This is a genomic window from Micromonospora sp. NBRC 110038 (genome assembly GCF_020884815.1).
Taxonomy (GTDB): domain Bacteria; phylum Actinomycetota; class Actinomycetes; order Mycobacteriales; family Micromonosporaceae; genus Micromonospora; species Micromonospora haikouensis.
Genome location: NZ_BBOL01000002.1, coordinates 784,166 through 799,479 on the forward strand (window position 1 = coordinate 784,166; position 15,314 = coordinate 799,479).

Genomic DNA, 15,314 nt, shown 5'->3' on the forward strand with positions numbered 1-15,314 from the left:
GGCGGGGGGCCGGCCGGCGGGTCACCGGGACCGCCGGGCGTGGGCGGGGCCGACGCGGCGGCCGGCTCCGACCCGCCGGGGACGGCCGGCGCGGCGGGGGCGGGGGTCGCGACGAGTTCCGGGGAGCGGTCGGCGTCCGGGGGCCGCCACACCGGCTCGCCGGACCCCACGATCGGGGCGGTGGCCTCCGGATCGAAGTCGTCCACGGCCGGCTCCTGGGCACGCGGGACGTGCGCCTCGGGCACCGGCACCCGGCCGGTCGCGCTCCCGGACCCCGGGCGCGGCTTCTTCCGCCCGTCAACCCCCTGCGGGCGGTAGTGTGAATCTTCCCTCCCCACGACCCCCTCCTCCCCGTGCGGAAAACAGCTTGGGTGACACTACTTCGGTCCGAACACTATGCGGCGGCCGGAGCGGGCAGGTGGGCATTCACCTGCTCGGGGGCGCCGCCACTTGGTTCCGTCAGCCAGCGTGGGCAAACGAGGGAGCGTGGGAAATGGATTTCGACGTCACGGTTGAGATCCCCAAGGGTCACCGCAACAAGTACGAGGTGGACCACGCGACCGGCCGGATCAGGCTGGACCGCACCCTCTTCACGTCCACGCAGTATCCGGCGGACTACGGGTTCATCGAGGGCACCCTGGGCGAGGACGGCGACCCGCTGGACGCGCTGGTGCTGGTCCCCGAGCCGACGTTCCCGGGCTGCCTGATCCGCTGCCGCACCATCGGCATGTTCCGGATGACCGACGAGAAGGGCGGCGACGACAAGGTCCTCTGCGTGCCCTACGAGGACCCGCGCCAGGAGCACCTGCGCGACATCCACCACCTGGGCGAGTTCGACCGGCTGGAGATCCAGCACTTCTTCGAGGTGTACAAGGACCTGGAGCCCGGCAAGTCGGTCGAGGGCGCGACCTGGGTCGGTCGCGTCGAGGCGGAGGCCGAGATCCGCGCGTCGTACCGGCGGGCCAAGGAGGCCGAGGAGCGCGGCGAGACCATCCACTGACCCCACCCACGCCGACGGGCCCGGGAGCCGCTCAACCGAGCAGCCCCCGGGCCCGCTCGTACAGGTCGAGCACCGCGCAGGCCGCCGGCACCACGGACACCACCAGCGCCGTGTCCACCAGGTCGGCCGCCCGGCCCAGATACGGGGAGGCGGGCCGCCGCGCGTACGTGGTGCCGGCCGCCACGGCGAGCAGGGCGACGGCCAGCCCGCCGACGGCCAGCGCCAGCCGACCCGCCGACCCGGAGCCCACGGCGAGCACCCCGCCGAGCAGGACGGCCCCCGCCAGCCCGGCGACGACCGGCGGCACCCGGTGGCGGACCGCCACGAACAGCCGCGTGCGCAGCAGCAGCACCGCGCAGACCACGGCGACCAGCAGCCGCCCGGCCACGCCGCCCGCCGTCACCAGCACCACCGCCGCCCCGGCCACCAGCACGGCGTGCCCGAGCAGCATCCCGGTGAGCATCTCCTCGGTGCGGGCCACCGCCGCGTGCACCCGGGCCCGGTCCGGCAGGTCCCGGGCGGCGTCCGCGCCGGGGCCGTCGTCGCCCGGCAGGGTGATCGGCGGCAGCGGCATCTTGCCCAGCCGGATGGCCAGCAGCGGCAGCGCGCCGAGCGCGAAGACCAGGGCGCAGAGCAGCACCGCCGCGGCACCCCCGGCGGTCAGCGTCAGCCCGCCGAGGGCGGCGAGCGCCCCGCCCGCGCCGACGGTCGCGCCGGCCACGAAGACCCGCACCCGACTGGCCACCCCGAGCAGGCCGAGCACCGCCACCAGCAGCAGCGCCACCGCGCCGGCCAGCAGCTCGGGGGCGCCCAGCCAGGGCAGCGGCGCGACCGGGCCGACCGGGTCGCCGGAGCTGACCGCGAGGGCGCCGGCGGCGAACGCGTACGGCAGGGCATAGCCGCCGAGGGTCGCGCCGGTGGCCCCGTCGCCGTACGCGCGGGAGGCGACCGCCCCGGCGAGGGTGAGCAGCAGCGCCACCGCGACCGCGACGGGCCAGCCGGCCCCGGGCCCCGGGCCGGCGGCGAGGGCGGCGAGCAGCCCCACGCCGAGCGGCACGGCCGCCCCGGCCAGGGCGGCGCACCTTGTGGCGGCCGGCGACCAGGCGGCACCCCGGCGGCGGGCCCCGTCGACGATCGCCTCGACCACGTCGTCGTACTCCAGCTCGGGCCACTGCGCGCGGGCCGGCACCAGGTGCAGCACGTCGCCGTCGCGGACCCCCTGCGGCAGCAGCGCCTGGGCGGTGGCCAGGACCGCCCCGTCGGTGCGGCGCAGCACCCAGCCGCCGTGCCGTTCGCCGTCGTCGGCCAGCCCCTCGCCGGCGTGCCGGAGCACCTCGGGCAGCAGCTCGGCCAGGGGGACCTGCTCGGGCAGGGCGACGTCGACCCGGCGCTGGGGGGCGCTGATCGTGACCCGGGCCAACCCGACTGTCATCGGCGCATCTCCATATCGAGGGGGGACGGTGGCTGCGCGGACGACAGGACTTTACCTACGATGAGCCAGGCTCGGGTTACCGAGCGCTGTGGGGAGGCCGAGTGTCCACCGTCGTCATCAAGCGACCACCCCGGCGGCCGGCACCGGAGATCCCGGTCGGCGAGCTGCCCGTCGAGGCCCCGCCGGAGATCCCCGCCGTCACCGGCGGCCGCTGGCAGCAGGCGCTGATGGTGCTGCCCATGCTGGGCGGGTCGGTCGCGATGGCGATGATGTTCGGCCGGGGCGGCGGGGCGTACTCGTACGTGGTCGGCGGGATGTTCGGGCTCTCCTCCCTGGCCATGCTGGTCACCTCGTGGGGCAGCGCCTCCGGCACCCCGAAGAAGTCGGAGATGATGGCCGCCCGCCGGGAATACCTGCGGCACCTGGGCACGCTGCGCCGCCGGGTCCGGCAGACCGCCGAGCGGCAGCGGGCCGGGCTGCACTACCGCCACCCCGACCCGGGCCGGCTGTGGTCCACCGTCGACAGCCACCGCGTGTGGGAGCGCCGGCCCGGCGACCCGGACTTCGCCGTGGTGCGGGTGGGCGTCGGCCCGCAGACCCTGGCCACCCCGCTGGTCGGCCCGGTCACCCGCCCGCTGGAGGAGCTGGAGCCGATGACCGCCGGGGCGCTGCGGCGGTTCCTCGACGCGTACGCGGTGGTGCCCGATCTGCCGGTGGCCCTGTCGCTGCGCAGCTTCGCCCGGGTCTTCGTGCGCGGCGGGGCGTCCCGGGAGGGCGCGGAGGCGGGCATCCGCCCCGGCACCGGGTCGCCCGACGCGCAGGCGCTGGCCCGGGCGCTGCTCACCCAGCTCGCGGTGTTCCACGCCCCCGACGAGCTGCTGATCGCCGTCTGCGCCGGCCCCGAGCGGCGGGCGCTGTGGGAGTGGGTGAAGTGGCTGCCGCACGCGCACCACCCCACCCGCACCGACGCCGTCGGCCCCGTCCGGCTGGTCACCAGCTCCGCCGTCGAGCTGGAACGGCTCCTCGACGAGGTGCTGGCCAGCCGGTCCCGGTTCAGTCCGTCCGGCCCGGCGACCGACGGGCCGCACGTCGTGGTGGTGCTCGACGGCGGCGACCTCACCGGCGCCACCGACCTCGTCGGCGACGGCGGCATCGACGCGGTCACCGTGGTCGACCTGGACACCCCGCCGCCCCGGCTGCTCGACCGGTACGCCCTCCTGCTCGACCTGCGCGGCGGCCGGCTGCACTCGCACTCCGCCGACGGGCACGCCGAGGTGGGCACCCCCGACCGGCTGGCGCCCGCCGACGCCGAGGCGGTCGCCCGCCGGCTCGCCCCGCTGCGGCTCGCCACCGCCGTACGCGGGCCGGACGCCCCGGTCAACGCCGAGCTGGGCCTGCCCGAGCTGCTCGGCATCGGCGACCCGGAGGGCTTCACGGCCGAGCAGGGCTGGGCGCCCCGGTCGGCGCGCGACCGGCTGCGGGTGCCGATCGGGGTGGGCGCCGACGGCGGCGCGATCGAGCTGGACCTCAAGGAGTCCGCGCAGGACGGGATGGGCCCGCACGGGCTGCTGATCGGGGCCACCGGCTCCGGCAAGTCCGAGCTGCTGCGCACCCTGGTCCTCGGGCTGGCCGCCACGCACAGCTCCGAGCAGCTCAACTTCGTCCTGGTCGACTTCAAGGGCGGGGCCACGTTCGCCTCCTTCGACCGGCTCCCGCACACCGCCGCGGTGATCACCAACCTGGCCGACGCGCTGCCGCTGGTCGACCGGATGGTCGACGCGATCAACGGGGAGCTGATGCGCCGCCAGGAGCTGCTGCGCCGGGCCGGCAACTACGCCAGCCTGCGCGACTACGAGCGGGCGCGGGCGGCCGGCACGCCGCTGGCCCCGCTGCCGTCGCTGCTGCTGGTCTGCGACGAGTTCTCCGAGCTGCTGTCGGCCAAGCCCGACTTCATCGACCTGTTCGTGCAGATCGGCCGGCTGGGCCGGTCGCTAGGGGTGCACCTGCTGCTGGCCAGCCAGCGGCTGGAGGAGGGGCGGCTGCGCGGGCTGGACACCCACCTGTCGTACCGGATCGGTTTGCGGACCTTCTCGGCCCTGGAGTCCCGGACGGTGCTCGGGGTGCCGGACGCGCACGAGCTGCCCCGCTCGCCGGGCCACGGCTACCTGCGCTTCGGCACCGAGCCGCTGATGCGCTTCAAGGCCGCGTACGTCTCGGGGCCGCTGCGGCGGCGGGGCGGCGCGACGGGTCCGGGCGGGTCCGGCGCGCCCCGCCTGCTGACCTTCACCACCCACGTGGTGCCGGTGCCGGAGCCGCCCACCCCGGCGCTGACGGCGACCGCCGAGGACGACGCCGGCCGGGACAGCCTGCTCGACGTGCTGGTGGGGCGGCTGGCCGGGCAGGGCCCGCCCGCGCACCAGGTGTGGCTGCCGCCGCTGGACGCCGCGCCCACCCTCGACGAGCTGCTCGGCCCGGTCGGCGTCGACCCGGCGCGCGGGCTGACCTTCGCCAACCCGGAGCTGCACGGCGCGCTCCAGGTGCCGGTGGCCGTCGTCGACAAGCCGTTCGAGCAGCGGCGGGACCTGCTCTGGCTCACCCTCGGCGGGTCGGCGGGGCACGTCGGCGTGGTCGGTGGCCCGCAGAGCGGCAAGTCGGGCCTGCTGCGCGCCCTGGTGTGCGCGCTGGCGTTGACCCACACGCCCGTCGAGGCGCAGGTCTACTGCCTGGACTTCGGCGGTGGCGGGCTGACCGCGCTGCGCGACCTGCCGCACGTGGGCGGGGTGTCCGGCCGCACCGACCAGACCGCGGTGCGGCGCACCGTCGGGGAGCTGGTCACCGTGCTGGTCGACCGGGAGCGCCGCTTCGCCGAGCTGGGGGTGGAGTCGATGGCCGCGTACCGGCAGCGACGGGCCGCCCTCGCCGCCGCCGGGCAGCCCGTCACCGACCCCTTCGGCGACGTGTTCCTGGTGGTGGACGGCTGGAACACGCTGCGCAGCGAGTACGACGACCTGGAGCCGCTGGTCACCGAGCTGGCCACCCGGGGCCTGTCGTACGGGGTGCACGTGGTGGCCACCGCGCTCCGCTGGACGGACTACCGCCCGGCGATCCGGGACCTGTTCGGCTCCCGCGTGGAGCTGCGCCTCGGCGACCCGTCGGACTCGCTGCTGGTGCGCCGCGCGGCGGCGACGACCGTCCCCGACAAGACGCCCGGGCGGGGCATGACGGGCGAGAGCCTGCACTTCCTCACCGCCCTGCCCCGGCTGGCCGAGCCCGGGGGCGACACGGCGACCCTGGTCAAGGCGGTCGCCGGGGCGTGGGACGGGCCGGCGGCGCCCCCGGTCCGGCTGCTCCCGCCCGTGCTGCCGTACGCGGAGCTGGACCTGGGCGCGACGGCCGGGCTGGCGCTGCCGGTGGGGATCGCCGAGGCGGACCTGCGCCCGGTGGTGCTCGACTTCGCCACCGAGCCGCACCTGCTGGTCTTCGGCGACGCCGAGTGCGGCAAGTCGTCGTTCCTGCGGGCCCTCGCGGCGACCATCGTCAGCCGGTTCACCCCGCAGCAGGCGCGGGTGATCCTGGTCGACTACCGGCGCAGCCTGCTCGGCGCGATCGAGACCGAGCACCGGATCGGCTACGGCACGGCCGCCGCCCGCACCACGGAACTGGTGGAGTCCGCCGCCGGTTACATGCAGCTGCGGCTGCCCGGCCCGGACGTCACCCCGGCGCAGCTGCGCCAGCGGTCGTGGTGGTCGGGGCCGGAGCTGTTCGTGCTGGTCGACGACTACGACCTGGTGGCCAGCGGGCCGGTCAACCCGCTGCGGGCCCTGGAGGAATACCTCCCCCAGGCGCGGGACATCGGCCTGCACCTGGTGCTGGCGCGCCGGGCCGGCGGCACCGGCCGGGGCTACGACCAGTTCCTCCAGCGGCTCAAGGAGTTGTCGACCCCGGGGCTGGTGATGGCCGGCAGCCCCGACGAGGGGGCGATCGTCGGGCAGGTCCGGCCCGGGCCGCTCCCGCCGGGGCGGGCCCGGCTGGTGACCCGGCGCGAGGGCGTACGCCTGGTGCAGCTGGCCCATCTTCCCCCGCCGTAGGGGCCCGCCCCACCGACGACCCGGTGATCCGACCCCGGAATGGCGCGTGACGGGGGTGGGAACCGGTAATCTCCGAGCAGCATGTGTCCGCCGCGATGAATGGCTGGGAATGTGACTGGGGTTCGGCACGGCAGGCCCGCGACCGCGCGACGGTTCACCGGCCGCGCGCTGGTGGGCACCGCCGCGCTCGCGGTGTCGCTCGTCGGCCCGGTTCCGCCGGCGGCCCTCGCCGCACCGCCCCCCACCGCGCTGCCCGGGTTCGCCCCGCTCGCCGCGCCGGTGTCGGCGGGTTCGTTCTGGCGGGTGTCCCCCGTCGACACGCCGGCCCGTGCCGACCAGGTCCGCGACGAGCAGTGGCAGCTCGACGAGCTGCGGGCGTCGACGGCCTGGCGCACCTCGACCGGGCGCGGGGTCGTCGTCGCCGTGATCGACTCCGGGGTGGACGGTTCCCACCCGGACCTGGCCGGCCAGGTGCTGCCGGGCATCGACCTGGTCGACGACGGCGACACCGACGGGCCGGACCCGGTCGGGCACGGCACGACGGTGGCGGGCCTGATCGCCGGCCGCAACGACGACCGGCGGGGGGCGGTGGGCCTCGCCCCCGACGCGAAGATCCTCCCGGTGCGGGTCCTCGACGACGAGAACCGCTACGACGACGCGCTGATCGTCGCCCGGGGCGTCCGGTGGGCCGTCGACAACGGCGCCCGGGTGATCAACCTGTCGCTCGGCGGCAGCGGCGACAGCCCGGCCCTGGCTGCGGCGCTGGACTACGCGTTCGCCCGCGACGTGGTGGTGGTCGCCTGCACCGGCAACGTCGCCGCCTCCTCCGACACCAACGTCTGGTATCCGGCGCGGGAGCCGGGCGTGATCGCCGTCGCCGGCCTGGAACGGGCCAGCGACAACCTGTGGTCCGGGTCGATCACCGGCCGCGCCACGGTCCTCACCGCCCCGGCGACCGGCCTGGTCGGGGCCCGGCCCGGCAGCGGCTACTGGCGGGTGCAGGGCACCAGCTTCGCGTCGCCGCTGGTGGCCGCGGCCGCCGCGCTGATCCGGGCCCGCTGGCCGCAGATGTCCGCCGGTGAGGTGGTCAACCGGCTGATCAGCACCGCCCGGGACATCGGGCCCACCGGCCGGGACGACCGCTTCGGGTACGGCCTGGTCGACCCGGTCGCCGCGCTCACCGCCGACGTGCCACCGGTGGGGCGCAACCCGCTCGACGACCAGTCCTCCCCCGGCGTCGTGGGCTTCGGCCCGGCGCCCGGCGCCGAGCAGGACGCCCCGGTCGCGGGTGCCGGCGGGGACCCGCTCGGCTTCACCGCGCCCCGCCAGCACACCCGCTGGACGGCCCAGCCGGCCGGCGGCCGCGACGACGCCGGCCCGCATCGGCTCTGGGCGGGCGTGGTCCTCCTCGCCGCCCTGGTCGCCGGGGCCGCGCTGGTGGTCCGCCGGCTGCGCCAGCGCAGCCGTTGACCGCATCCCGGCGGCGCGGCCCGGTTCCGTGCCCGGCCTGCCCGATTCCCGGCCCTGCCGGTCTGATCCGGCGTCCCGCTGGGTAGGGATGCCGGGCATGAGCACGTCCGGTCAGCGCACCCACGTCCACGCGTCGCCGTCGTGGCGGGCCCGCCGGCTCGACCCCGACCGTTCGCTGGGGCTGCGGCTCACCCTCGCCGCGACCGCCGTCTTCCTGGTCCTGGTGCCGTTCGCCCTGCTCGCCCTGCTGGTGCTGGGCTCCTGGCCGCCGCTGCACCGGCTGGACGCCGCGGTCGCGCACGACCTGCACGGCTACGCCGTCGGCCACCCGGGCTGGGTGTGGTTCATGACCGTGTGGACGAACGTGTTCGGTCCCGGGCCGCTGCGGGTCGCCGTACTCGCCGTGGTGGTCTGGTTGTTCGCCCGGCGCGCGCCGCGGCTGGCCTGGTGGGCGGTCACCACGATGGCGGCGGGCGGCCTGCTCGGCGCGCTGCTCAAGCTGCTGGTGGGCCGGGACCGGCCCGACCTGCTGGACCCGGTCGCCCGGGCCGCCGGATACTCGTTCCCCTCCGGGCACGCGCTGAACGCGGCCCTCGCCGCCGGGGTGCTGCTGCTGGTCTTCCTCCCGTACGCCCGGCGGCGGCCCGCCCTGCGGTGGGCGCTCTGGGTCGCCGCCGTCGTGGTGACGGTGCTGACCGGGGTGAGCCGGCTGGCGCTCGGCGTGCACTACACGAGCGACGTGGTCGCCGGCTGGCTGCTGGGCGTGGCGACGGTGGCCGCCACCACCGCCGCCTTCCGCACCTGGCGCACCCGGGCCGGTCACCGGTCCGCGCGCCCCGCCACCACGGAAGGCGTCGAGCCGGAACTGGCCGACGGGGCGGAGCCCGCCGACGGGGCCGAACCGGCCGACGGGGTGGAGCGGCCCCGCCCGGCCCGGGGGCAGGCGTAGCGGGCGGCCCGCGCGGGTACTGGGCGGGCCATGTCCGAACTGGTGGGTCAGGCAGCCAGGCGGGTGCTGCTGCCGGTGGCCCTGCTGCTCTCCGTCATGGTGCTGCTCGGCGTCCTCGTCACCCGGGTCTTCGCGCACACCTGGCCGCTCACGGTGGAGGACGCGGTCAACCGTGAGCTGGCCGCCGACCGGACCGCCGGCTGGAACAACGTCTCGCTGGTGTTCAGCACGCTGGCCAGCACCCAGCTGATCGTGCTGGTCACCGCGATCGTGGCGGTGGTCCTGCGGCTGGTGCTGCACCGCTGGCGGGAGCCGCTGTTCCTGTGCGCGGCGGTCAGCGCCCAGGCGCTGGTGTTCCTGCTGACCACGATGGCCATCGACCGCCGCCGCCCGGCGGTCGAGCACATGGACGTGTCCCCGCCGACGTCCAGCTTCCCGTCCGGGCACACGTCGGCCGCCGTGGCGCTCTACGTCGGCATCGCGGTGCTGCTGGCGCTGCGGGCGCGGAGCACCCCGGCGAAGGTCGCCTGGTGGGCGCTGCTCGTCCTGGTGCCGGTCGGTGTCGCCCTGACCCGGATGTACCGGGGCATGCACCACCCGAGCGACGTGCTGGCGTCGTTCCTCAACGGCGGCACGTGCGTGGTGATCATGGCGCGGGCGGTGCTGGACCGGGGGGTGCGGTGGAGCCGGGAGAAGCTGCCCACGGTCGGACGGCCGGCCCGGGTCCCGACGGCCTGAGCCGGACGGCCGGGCCGGGTCCCGACCGCCTGAGCCGGGCGACCGAGCCGGCCGCCGGGGGCGGCAGCGCCCCTGCCGCTCAGGTGCACTCGCCGGTGCCGACCGGGCGGGTCCGCTCGGCGCCGGCCAGGGCGACCGGGCGGGCCTCGGCCGCCGTCACCGCGAAGCCGGTGTTCGGGTCGTCCGCCGCCGCAGCGAAGATCACCCCGAGCACCAGGCCGTTCGAGGAGAGCAGCGGCCCGCCCGAGTTGCCGCTGCGCACCAGCGCCCGGATCGTGTAGATCTCCCGGGTCACGTCGCCGGAGGAGTAGATGTCCGGGCCGGTGATCCGGTCGACGTCCCGGATCCGCGCCGACTGGGCGTTGTACGGCCCGTCGAGCGGGAAGCCCAGCACGATCGCGTCCGCCCCGCTGCCCGCGTTGCCGGCGGCAAACCGCAGGGACGGGCCGGGCAGCCCCGGCACCCGCAGCACGGCCAGGTCCCGGTCCGGGTCGTAGACGACGACCTCCCCGTCGTACCGGTCGCCGTTCAGCTCGACCGCCACCGACCGGGTGCCGGCCACCACGTGCGCGTTGGTCATCACCCGGTCGTCGGCGTACACGAAGCCGGAACCCTCGATGCGGCGCGCGCAGCTCGGCGCGGAGCCCAGCACCTTGACCACCGCACGCCGGCCGTCGGCCACCACCTGGGAGCCGGCGAGCGCCGGGTCGGGCGGCTCGACCTGCCGGGCCCGGGTGGGCGCGAGGTCGCCGAAGACGTCCGGGAAGCCGTTGGTGTCGACGGTGTCCCGCAGTGCGGTGGACAACTCCTGCGCCTGGTCGGGCAGCACCCGGTCGACGACGGTGAGCAGCGCGCTGTTGCGCACCGAGGAGGCCAGCCAGGGCAGCGAGGACGAGCCCAGCGGCACGGCCACCAGCCAGGCGACCAGCATGACGGCGAAGAGCGAGACGACCGCCCCGCCGATGTCGTCGGCCCGCTTGGCGATGTCGCTGGTGATGGTCTGGCGCAGGTGCGAGCCGAGCCAGCCGGCCAGCGCCTGCCCCACCACGGCCAGCCCGAACACGGCGACGAGGGAGATCAGCACCCGGGTGCCGCTGTCGGTGAACTGGCGGGCCAGCAGCGGGCCGACCTGTAGACCGATGAGCGCGCCCAGGAAGAACCCGGAGAACGACAGCACCCCGATGACGAAGCCCTGACGGTATCCGCTGATCGCGAACACGAGCATGAGCAGGAGCAGAACGAGATCCACGGCGGACACGCCCCAAGGGTACGGGCAGCGGGCCCGCCGGGTGCCCACCGCTCGCGGAACGTGACGGTCCGGTCAGCGTCCCGCCGCCGCGCCGGCGGTCAGGCCAGCGGTCCGGCCATCTCGTCGGCGGCGTCGGTGCCGGCGGAGGGCGCCGGGGCGGCCCCGGCCGGCGGCAGGTCGACGACCCGGTCGTCCGGCCAGGGGCGGGTCCACCCGCCCATCTCCAGCAGGGCGGCGAGCACCCCGGCCGTGAACCCCCAGACCAGCATGCCGCGCACCGAGAAGGCCGGGCCGACCCAGCCGCTCGGGTGGCGTACCCGCAGCCGGTTCTCGGGGGCGACCAGCTCGGCGACCGGCAGTCGGGCGACGTGCGCGACCTCGGCCGGCTCCCGGGGGTGCACCGGGTGCGGCCGGTGCCACCAGCCGAGCACGGGGGTCACCACGAAGTCGCTGACCGGGATCCACAGCCTCGGCAGCTCGGCGAGGACGGTGACGCTGGCCGGGTCGAGGTCGACCTCCTCGTTGGCCTCGCGCAGGGCGGTGGCGGCCGAGTCGGCGTCGCCCGGGTCGGCCGCCCCGCCGGGGAACGCCGGCTGCCCGGCGTGGTTGCGCAGGGTGGCGGCGCGTTGCAGGACCAGCACGTCCGGGCCTGCCCCGGGCTCCTCGCCGAGGAGCACCAGCACGGCGCTCTCCCGCCCGCCGCTGGCCGGGGTGGCGATCCGGGTGAAGTCCTCGGCGCGGGCGGAGCCGAGCCGGGACAGCAGGGGCTGCATCCAGGGCGGCGGCGTACGGCTCACGCCGGCACCACCACGCCGAGGTGTTCGCGGACCAGCGCGGCGAGCCGGGCGTCGTCCAGCGCGCCGGAGGTGTCGACGTGCCGGATGCGGCCGTCCGCGCCGACGAGCACGGTCAGCGGGACGGCGTTGCGGTTGAGCGCCCGGCGCAGGCTCTCGCCCTGGTCGAACAGGACGGGGAAGCGCACGCCGAAGTCCTCGCCGATCGACTGGGCGGCGTCCCGGCTGTCGCGGGTGTTCACCCCGATCACCTGGAGCCTGCCGTCCGCGCGCTCGCTGAGCCGCTGGAACGCGGGCAGTTCCTTGCGGCAGGGCGGGCACCAGGACGCCCACAGGTTGACCACGGCCGGCCCGCGCACGTCCCGCAGGGCGACGAGGTCGCCGCCGGTGAAGCAGGGCAGGGTCAGCTCGGGCAGCTCCGGCCCGCCGGACCCGGCGGGGGTGGGCGCGGCCGAGGGGGGCGGCACGGTCAGGGTCGCGCAGGCGGCGAACGGCGACGGCCGGGTGTTCCGCCGGGGCTCGGCCGTCTTCTCCTCGGCCGGGGTCGCCGTGCAGGCGGCGACGAGCAGCGCGAGCGGCAGGAGCAGGGCGGCCAGCAGACGTGGGGCCGCCGGCCGGCGCAGGGCCAACCGTGACGCCGGGATGGACGGCCGACGCCGGGCGGTGGAGCGGTGCGTCACGGCGCCTCCGCGGCGACCGCCTGCTGCGGCACCAGCTCCGGGTCGACGCCCGCCGCGACGGCCAGGTCCCGCGCCCGGGGCCCCTTGAGCAGCTTCGCGGCCGGCGCGGGCTCCGTCGGCCCCGTCCCGTACGACGGGCAGAGCTTCACCAGCGTGCACGCGCCGCAGGCCGGCTTCTTGGCGTGGCAGACCCGCCGGCCGTGGAAGATGATCCGGTGCGACAGCATCGTCCAGTCGCGCTTCGGGAACATCGCGCCGATCGCGTGCTCGATCTTCACCGGGTCGGTCTCGGCGGTCAGCCGCCAGCGGTGCACCAGCCGCTGGAAGTGCGTGTCGACGGTGATGCCGGGGACGCCGAAGGCGTTGCCGAGGATGACGTTGGCGGTCTTGCGGCCCATCCCGGGCAGCGTCACCAGGTCGTCGAGCTTGCCGGGGACCTGCCCGTCGTACCGCTCGACGAGGGCCTGGCCCAGCCGGATCAGCGAGTTGGTCTTGTTGCGGTAGAAGCCGGTGGGCCGGATCAGCTCCTCCAGCTCGGCCCGGTCCGCCCCGGCGTAGTCGGCGGCCGTCGGGTAGCGGGTGAACAGCTTCGGGGTGACCTCGTTGACCTTCTTGTCCGTGCACTGGGCGGACAGGATGGTGGCGACGGCCAGCTCCAGCGGATTGGTGTGGTCCAGCTCGCAGTGGGCGTCGGGGTGCGTCTGGGTGAGCACCCGGTGGATCTTCCGGGCGCGACGCGTGCGGCCGAGGTCGGTCTCGTTGGCTGCGGGGGGACTGGTGGTCACGACGGAAAGCCTACGTCGACCCGGTGACGGCCCGCCGAGCCACGCGGCCCGGCCGCGCCCGGCGACCGGGTGGCCGGGCGCCGGCTACGGCTCGGTGATCCGGCCCTCGTCGTCGAGGCGGGCGCCGCTCTTCGGGAAGTCCAGCCGACTCAGCTCCCGGACCAGGCCGAGGCCCCGGTCGTCCGGGTCCATGGTCGGCTTGCCGATCGAGTTCATGTACGTCGAGGTGAACGAGCCGCCGGCGAAGCTGCCGTCCGGCTTCAGCGACACCTTGAGCACGCCGCCCCAGCCGAGCCGGCCGTTGTTGCTCAGCGAGTTGCCGCCGCCGGCGAAGTTGCCGAGGCTGTAGGCGATCAGCCGGCCCTGGTAGAACTCCATGCCGCGCAGCACGTGCGGGCCGTGGCCGACGACCAGGTCCGCCCCCGCGTCGATCATGGCGTGGGAGAACTTGATCGGGTCGCCCCGGTTCTCGCCGAGGAACATCTCGGTGCCCGGGCGCACCCGGGTCTTGTCCGCGCCCTCGCCGCCCATGTGCACCTGCACCACGACGAGGTCGGCCATGGTGGCCGCCTTCTTAATCACCGCGCTGGCGGCGTCGATGTCGACCAGGCTGTTGGACCAGACGTACGACGAGAAGCCGGCGACGGCGATCTTGACGCCCTCGACCTCGACCACGGTGATCTGGTCGGGCGCCCCGGTGTGCGCCAGGTCGTACTTCTCCAGCGCGGCCTGGGTGTTGCGGTAGCCCTTGGGGCCGTAGTCGTAGCCGTGGTTGTTGGCCTGGTTGAGCAGCTCGAACCCGCCGTCGCGCAGGTGCGCGGCGTACTCCGGCGGGGCGCGGAACTGGAAGCAGCGGGTCGAGTTGGCCCCGCACTTGCCGGTGCCGGTGTCGACGGTGAGCGGCTCCTCCAGGTTGCCCATCACCAGGTCGGCCGCGAGCGCCTTCTGCACCGAGTCGAAGAAGCCCTTGCCGCCGTTCGGCGGGAGGCGGTTCGGCGCGTTGCCCATGATGATGTCGCCGGTGGCCGAGAGCGACACACTCTCGACCTTGCCCTCAGGGGTGTCGCCGGAGGGGGCCGGGGAGGCGGTGCCGGTCGCGCCGGCCCGGGTGCCGGGCTGCCAGGTGGGCGCGTCGGTCGTCTCGGCGCAGCCGGCGAGCAGCGTGCCGAGCAGCACGCCGAGGGCGAGCGCTGTGCGGCGGCGCGGGCGGGCGGCACCGGCGCGGGGCAGGCGGGGACGGGGGCCAGGGCGGGCGGGAGAATACATCGCCCGCGACGCTACCGGGCGAGATACGCGGTGACGATGGCCGATCGGCCGAAAAATCAGGCCGTGCGCCGTTCGGACCAGGGGACCACGGTCCCGGCCCCGCCGGCGAGCACGGCGGCGTGCACCGCGCGGGCCAGCGGGGCGCCCCACGCGGAGCGGGGCCCGCCGTAGGCGGACGGCTCGCCGTCGGCCGGGCAGAGCACGGTGACGGCGTCGGTGGGGGTGCCGGTGGCCGCGAGCCCCAGCTCCCGGATCGCCTGTGCCTTCGCCTCGGTCGCGGTCGCCACCGCGTTGACCAGGGCCGCGTCGCCGAGCCGGGCGGGCACCTCGACCACGATGTTGACCGTGCCGACCCGGTGGGCGGACGCGGCGCACCGGGCCGGGGCGGGCGCGGGCGTGGCGACGGCGGGGTCGGGCGCGGCGGCCTGGACGGGGGTGCCCAGCCCGACGGTCGCCCAGACCCGCACCGCGGAGTCGACGCGGGCGACCACCTCGGCGACGTCGACGCCGGTCAGCAGGCCGACGCCGGGCCCGTCGAGGCCGAGCTGCTCGGCCAGCTCGGCCAGGTGGTCGGCCGGGTCGTCCCGGTGGTACGACATGGGCACGGTCGCGTTGACCACCCAGTGCCGTACGCCGATCCCGCCGCCGAGTGGCGCGGAGCTGACGGTCAGTAACGGCCGGTCGGCGCGCCACACGAGCAGCGGGACGTCCCGGCCGTCCTCGTGGCGGCTGGTCAGGGTCGGCTCGGTCAGCACGCCGCCGACCCTACGTCCCGGGCGCGGCGAGGGGGACCAGGGGTTTCCCAGGGGTGCGGCTCTGATTACCGCTCACGTGCGCCTAGACTGGCCTCGCGCGAGGGATCA

The 15,314-nt window shown here is 76.1% G+C and carries 12 protein-coding genes; 5 read left to right on the forward strand and 7 right to left on the reverse strand.

All coding sequences use genetic code 11. The features are described 5' to 3' along the window. Window positions 1-493 precede the first annotated feature (493 nt). Window positions 494-1,000: an inorganic diphosphatase gene (locus LPU61_RS11265; protein WP_007073387.1), complete on the forward strand. Its 507-nt coding sequence runs from the start codon at window positions 494-496 to the stop codon at window positions 998-1,000. A 31-nt stretch (window positions 1,001-1,031) separates the two neighbouring features. Here the strand turns inward: LPU61_RS11265 and eccD are convergent, their stop codons facing one another. Further along, window positions 1,032-2,432, reverse strand: coding sequence for a type VII secretion integral membrane protein EccD (gene eccD, locus LPU61_RS11270; protein WP_229404859.1), 1,401 nt, complete (start codon window positions 2,430-2,432; stop codon window positions 1,032-1,034). Window positions 2,433-2,533: 101 nt separating this feature from the next. Between eccD and eccCa the strand changes: the two genes are divergently transcribed. The 4 genes from eccCa (at window position 2,534) to LPU61_RS11290 (ending at window position 9,677) form a co-directional block, all read left to right on the forward strand. Continuing rightward, a complete protein-coding gene (gene eccCa, locus LPU61_RS11275; protein WP_229404860.1) occupies window positions 2,534-6,520 on the forward strand; it encodes a type VII secretion protein EccCa in 3,987 nt (1,328 codons plus the stop codon). A 99-nt stretch (window positions 6,521-6,619) separates the two neighbouring features. After that, complete coding sequence (gene mycP, locus LPU61_RS11280) at window positions 6,620-7,990, forward strand: type VII secretion-associated serine protease mycosin (RefSeq protein ID WP_229404861.1); 1,371 nt, start codon at window positions 6,620-6,622, stop codon at window positions 7,988-7,990. 97 nt (window positions 7,991-8,087) lie between these two features. Continuing rightward, a complete protein-coding gene (locus LPU61_RS11285) occupies window positions 8,088-8,939 on the forward strand; it encodes a phosphatase PAP2 family protein (protein WP_229404862.1) in 852 nt (283 codons plus the stop codon). Between the two features lie 30 nt (window positions 8,940-8,969). Then, window positions 8,970-9,677: a phosphatase PAP2 family protein gene (locus LPU61_RS11290; RefSeq protein WP_229404863.1), complete on the forward strand. Its 708-nt coding sequence runs from the start codon at window positions 8,970-8,972 to the stop codon at window positions 9,675-9,677. Window positions 9,678-9,756: 79 nt separating this feature from the next. On the opposite strand, the gene LPU61_RS11295 is transcribed toward LPU61_RS11290, so the two are convergent. The 6 genes from LPU61_RS11295 to LPU61_RS11320 all read right to left on the reverse strand — a co-directional run bounded on the left by LPU61_RS11295 (window position 9,757) and on the right by LPU61_RS11320 (window position 15,206). After that, window positions 9,757-10,935 carry a MarP family serine protease gene (locus LPU61_RS11295; RefSeq protein ID WP_043964968.1) on the reverse strand — a complete coding sequence of 393 codons (1,179 nt, stop codon included), beginning with the start codon at window positions 10,933-10,935 and terminating at the stop codon, window positions 9,757-9,759. 89 nt (window positions 10,936-11,024) lie between these two features. Further along, entirely contained in the window at window positions 11,025-11,723 is a 699-nt protein-coding gene (locus LPU61_RS11300) for a CoA pyrophosphatase (RefSeq protein WP_043964966.1), read from the reverse strand. Continuing rightward, window positions 11,720-12,319, reverse strand: coding sequence for a TlpA family protein disulfide reductase (locus LPU61_RS11305; protein ID WP_374199650.1), 600 nt, complete (start codon window positions 12,317-12,319; stop codon window positions 11,720-11,722). The genes LPU61_RS11300 and LPU61_RS11305 overlap by 4 nt, the downstream gene beginning before the upstream one ends. A gap of 77 nt (window positions 12,320-12,396) precedes the next feature. Beyond that, window positions 12,397-13,185, reverse strand: a complete 789-nt coding sequence (nth, locus tag LPU61_RS11310; protein WP_043964962.1) for an endonuclease III — start codon at window positions 13,183-13,185, stop codon at window positions 12,397-12,399. 84 nt (window positions 13,186-13,269) lie between these two features. Continuing rightward, complete coding sequence (locus LPU61_RS11315; protein WP_229404864.1) at window positions 13,270-14,451, reverse strand: CapA family protein; 1,182 nt, start codon at window positions 14,449-14,451, stop codon at window positions 13,270-13,272. Between the two features lie 56 nt (window positions 14,452-14,507). Then, window positions 14,508-15,206: an adenosylcobinamide amidohydrolase gene (locus tag LPU61_RS11320; protein WP_043964958.1), complete on the reverse strand. Its 699-nt coding sequence runs from the start codon at window positions 15,204-15,206 to the stop codon at window positions 14,508-14,510. Window positions 15,207-15,314: the final 108 nt, after the last annotated feature.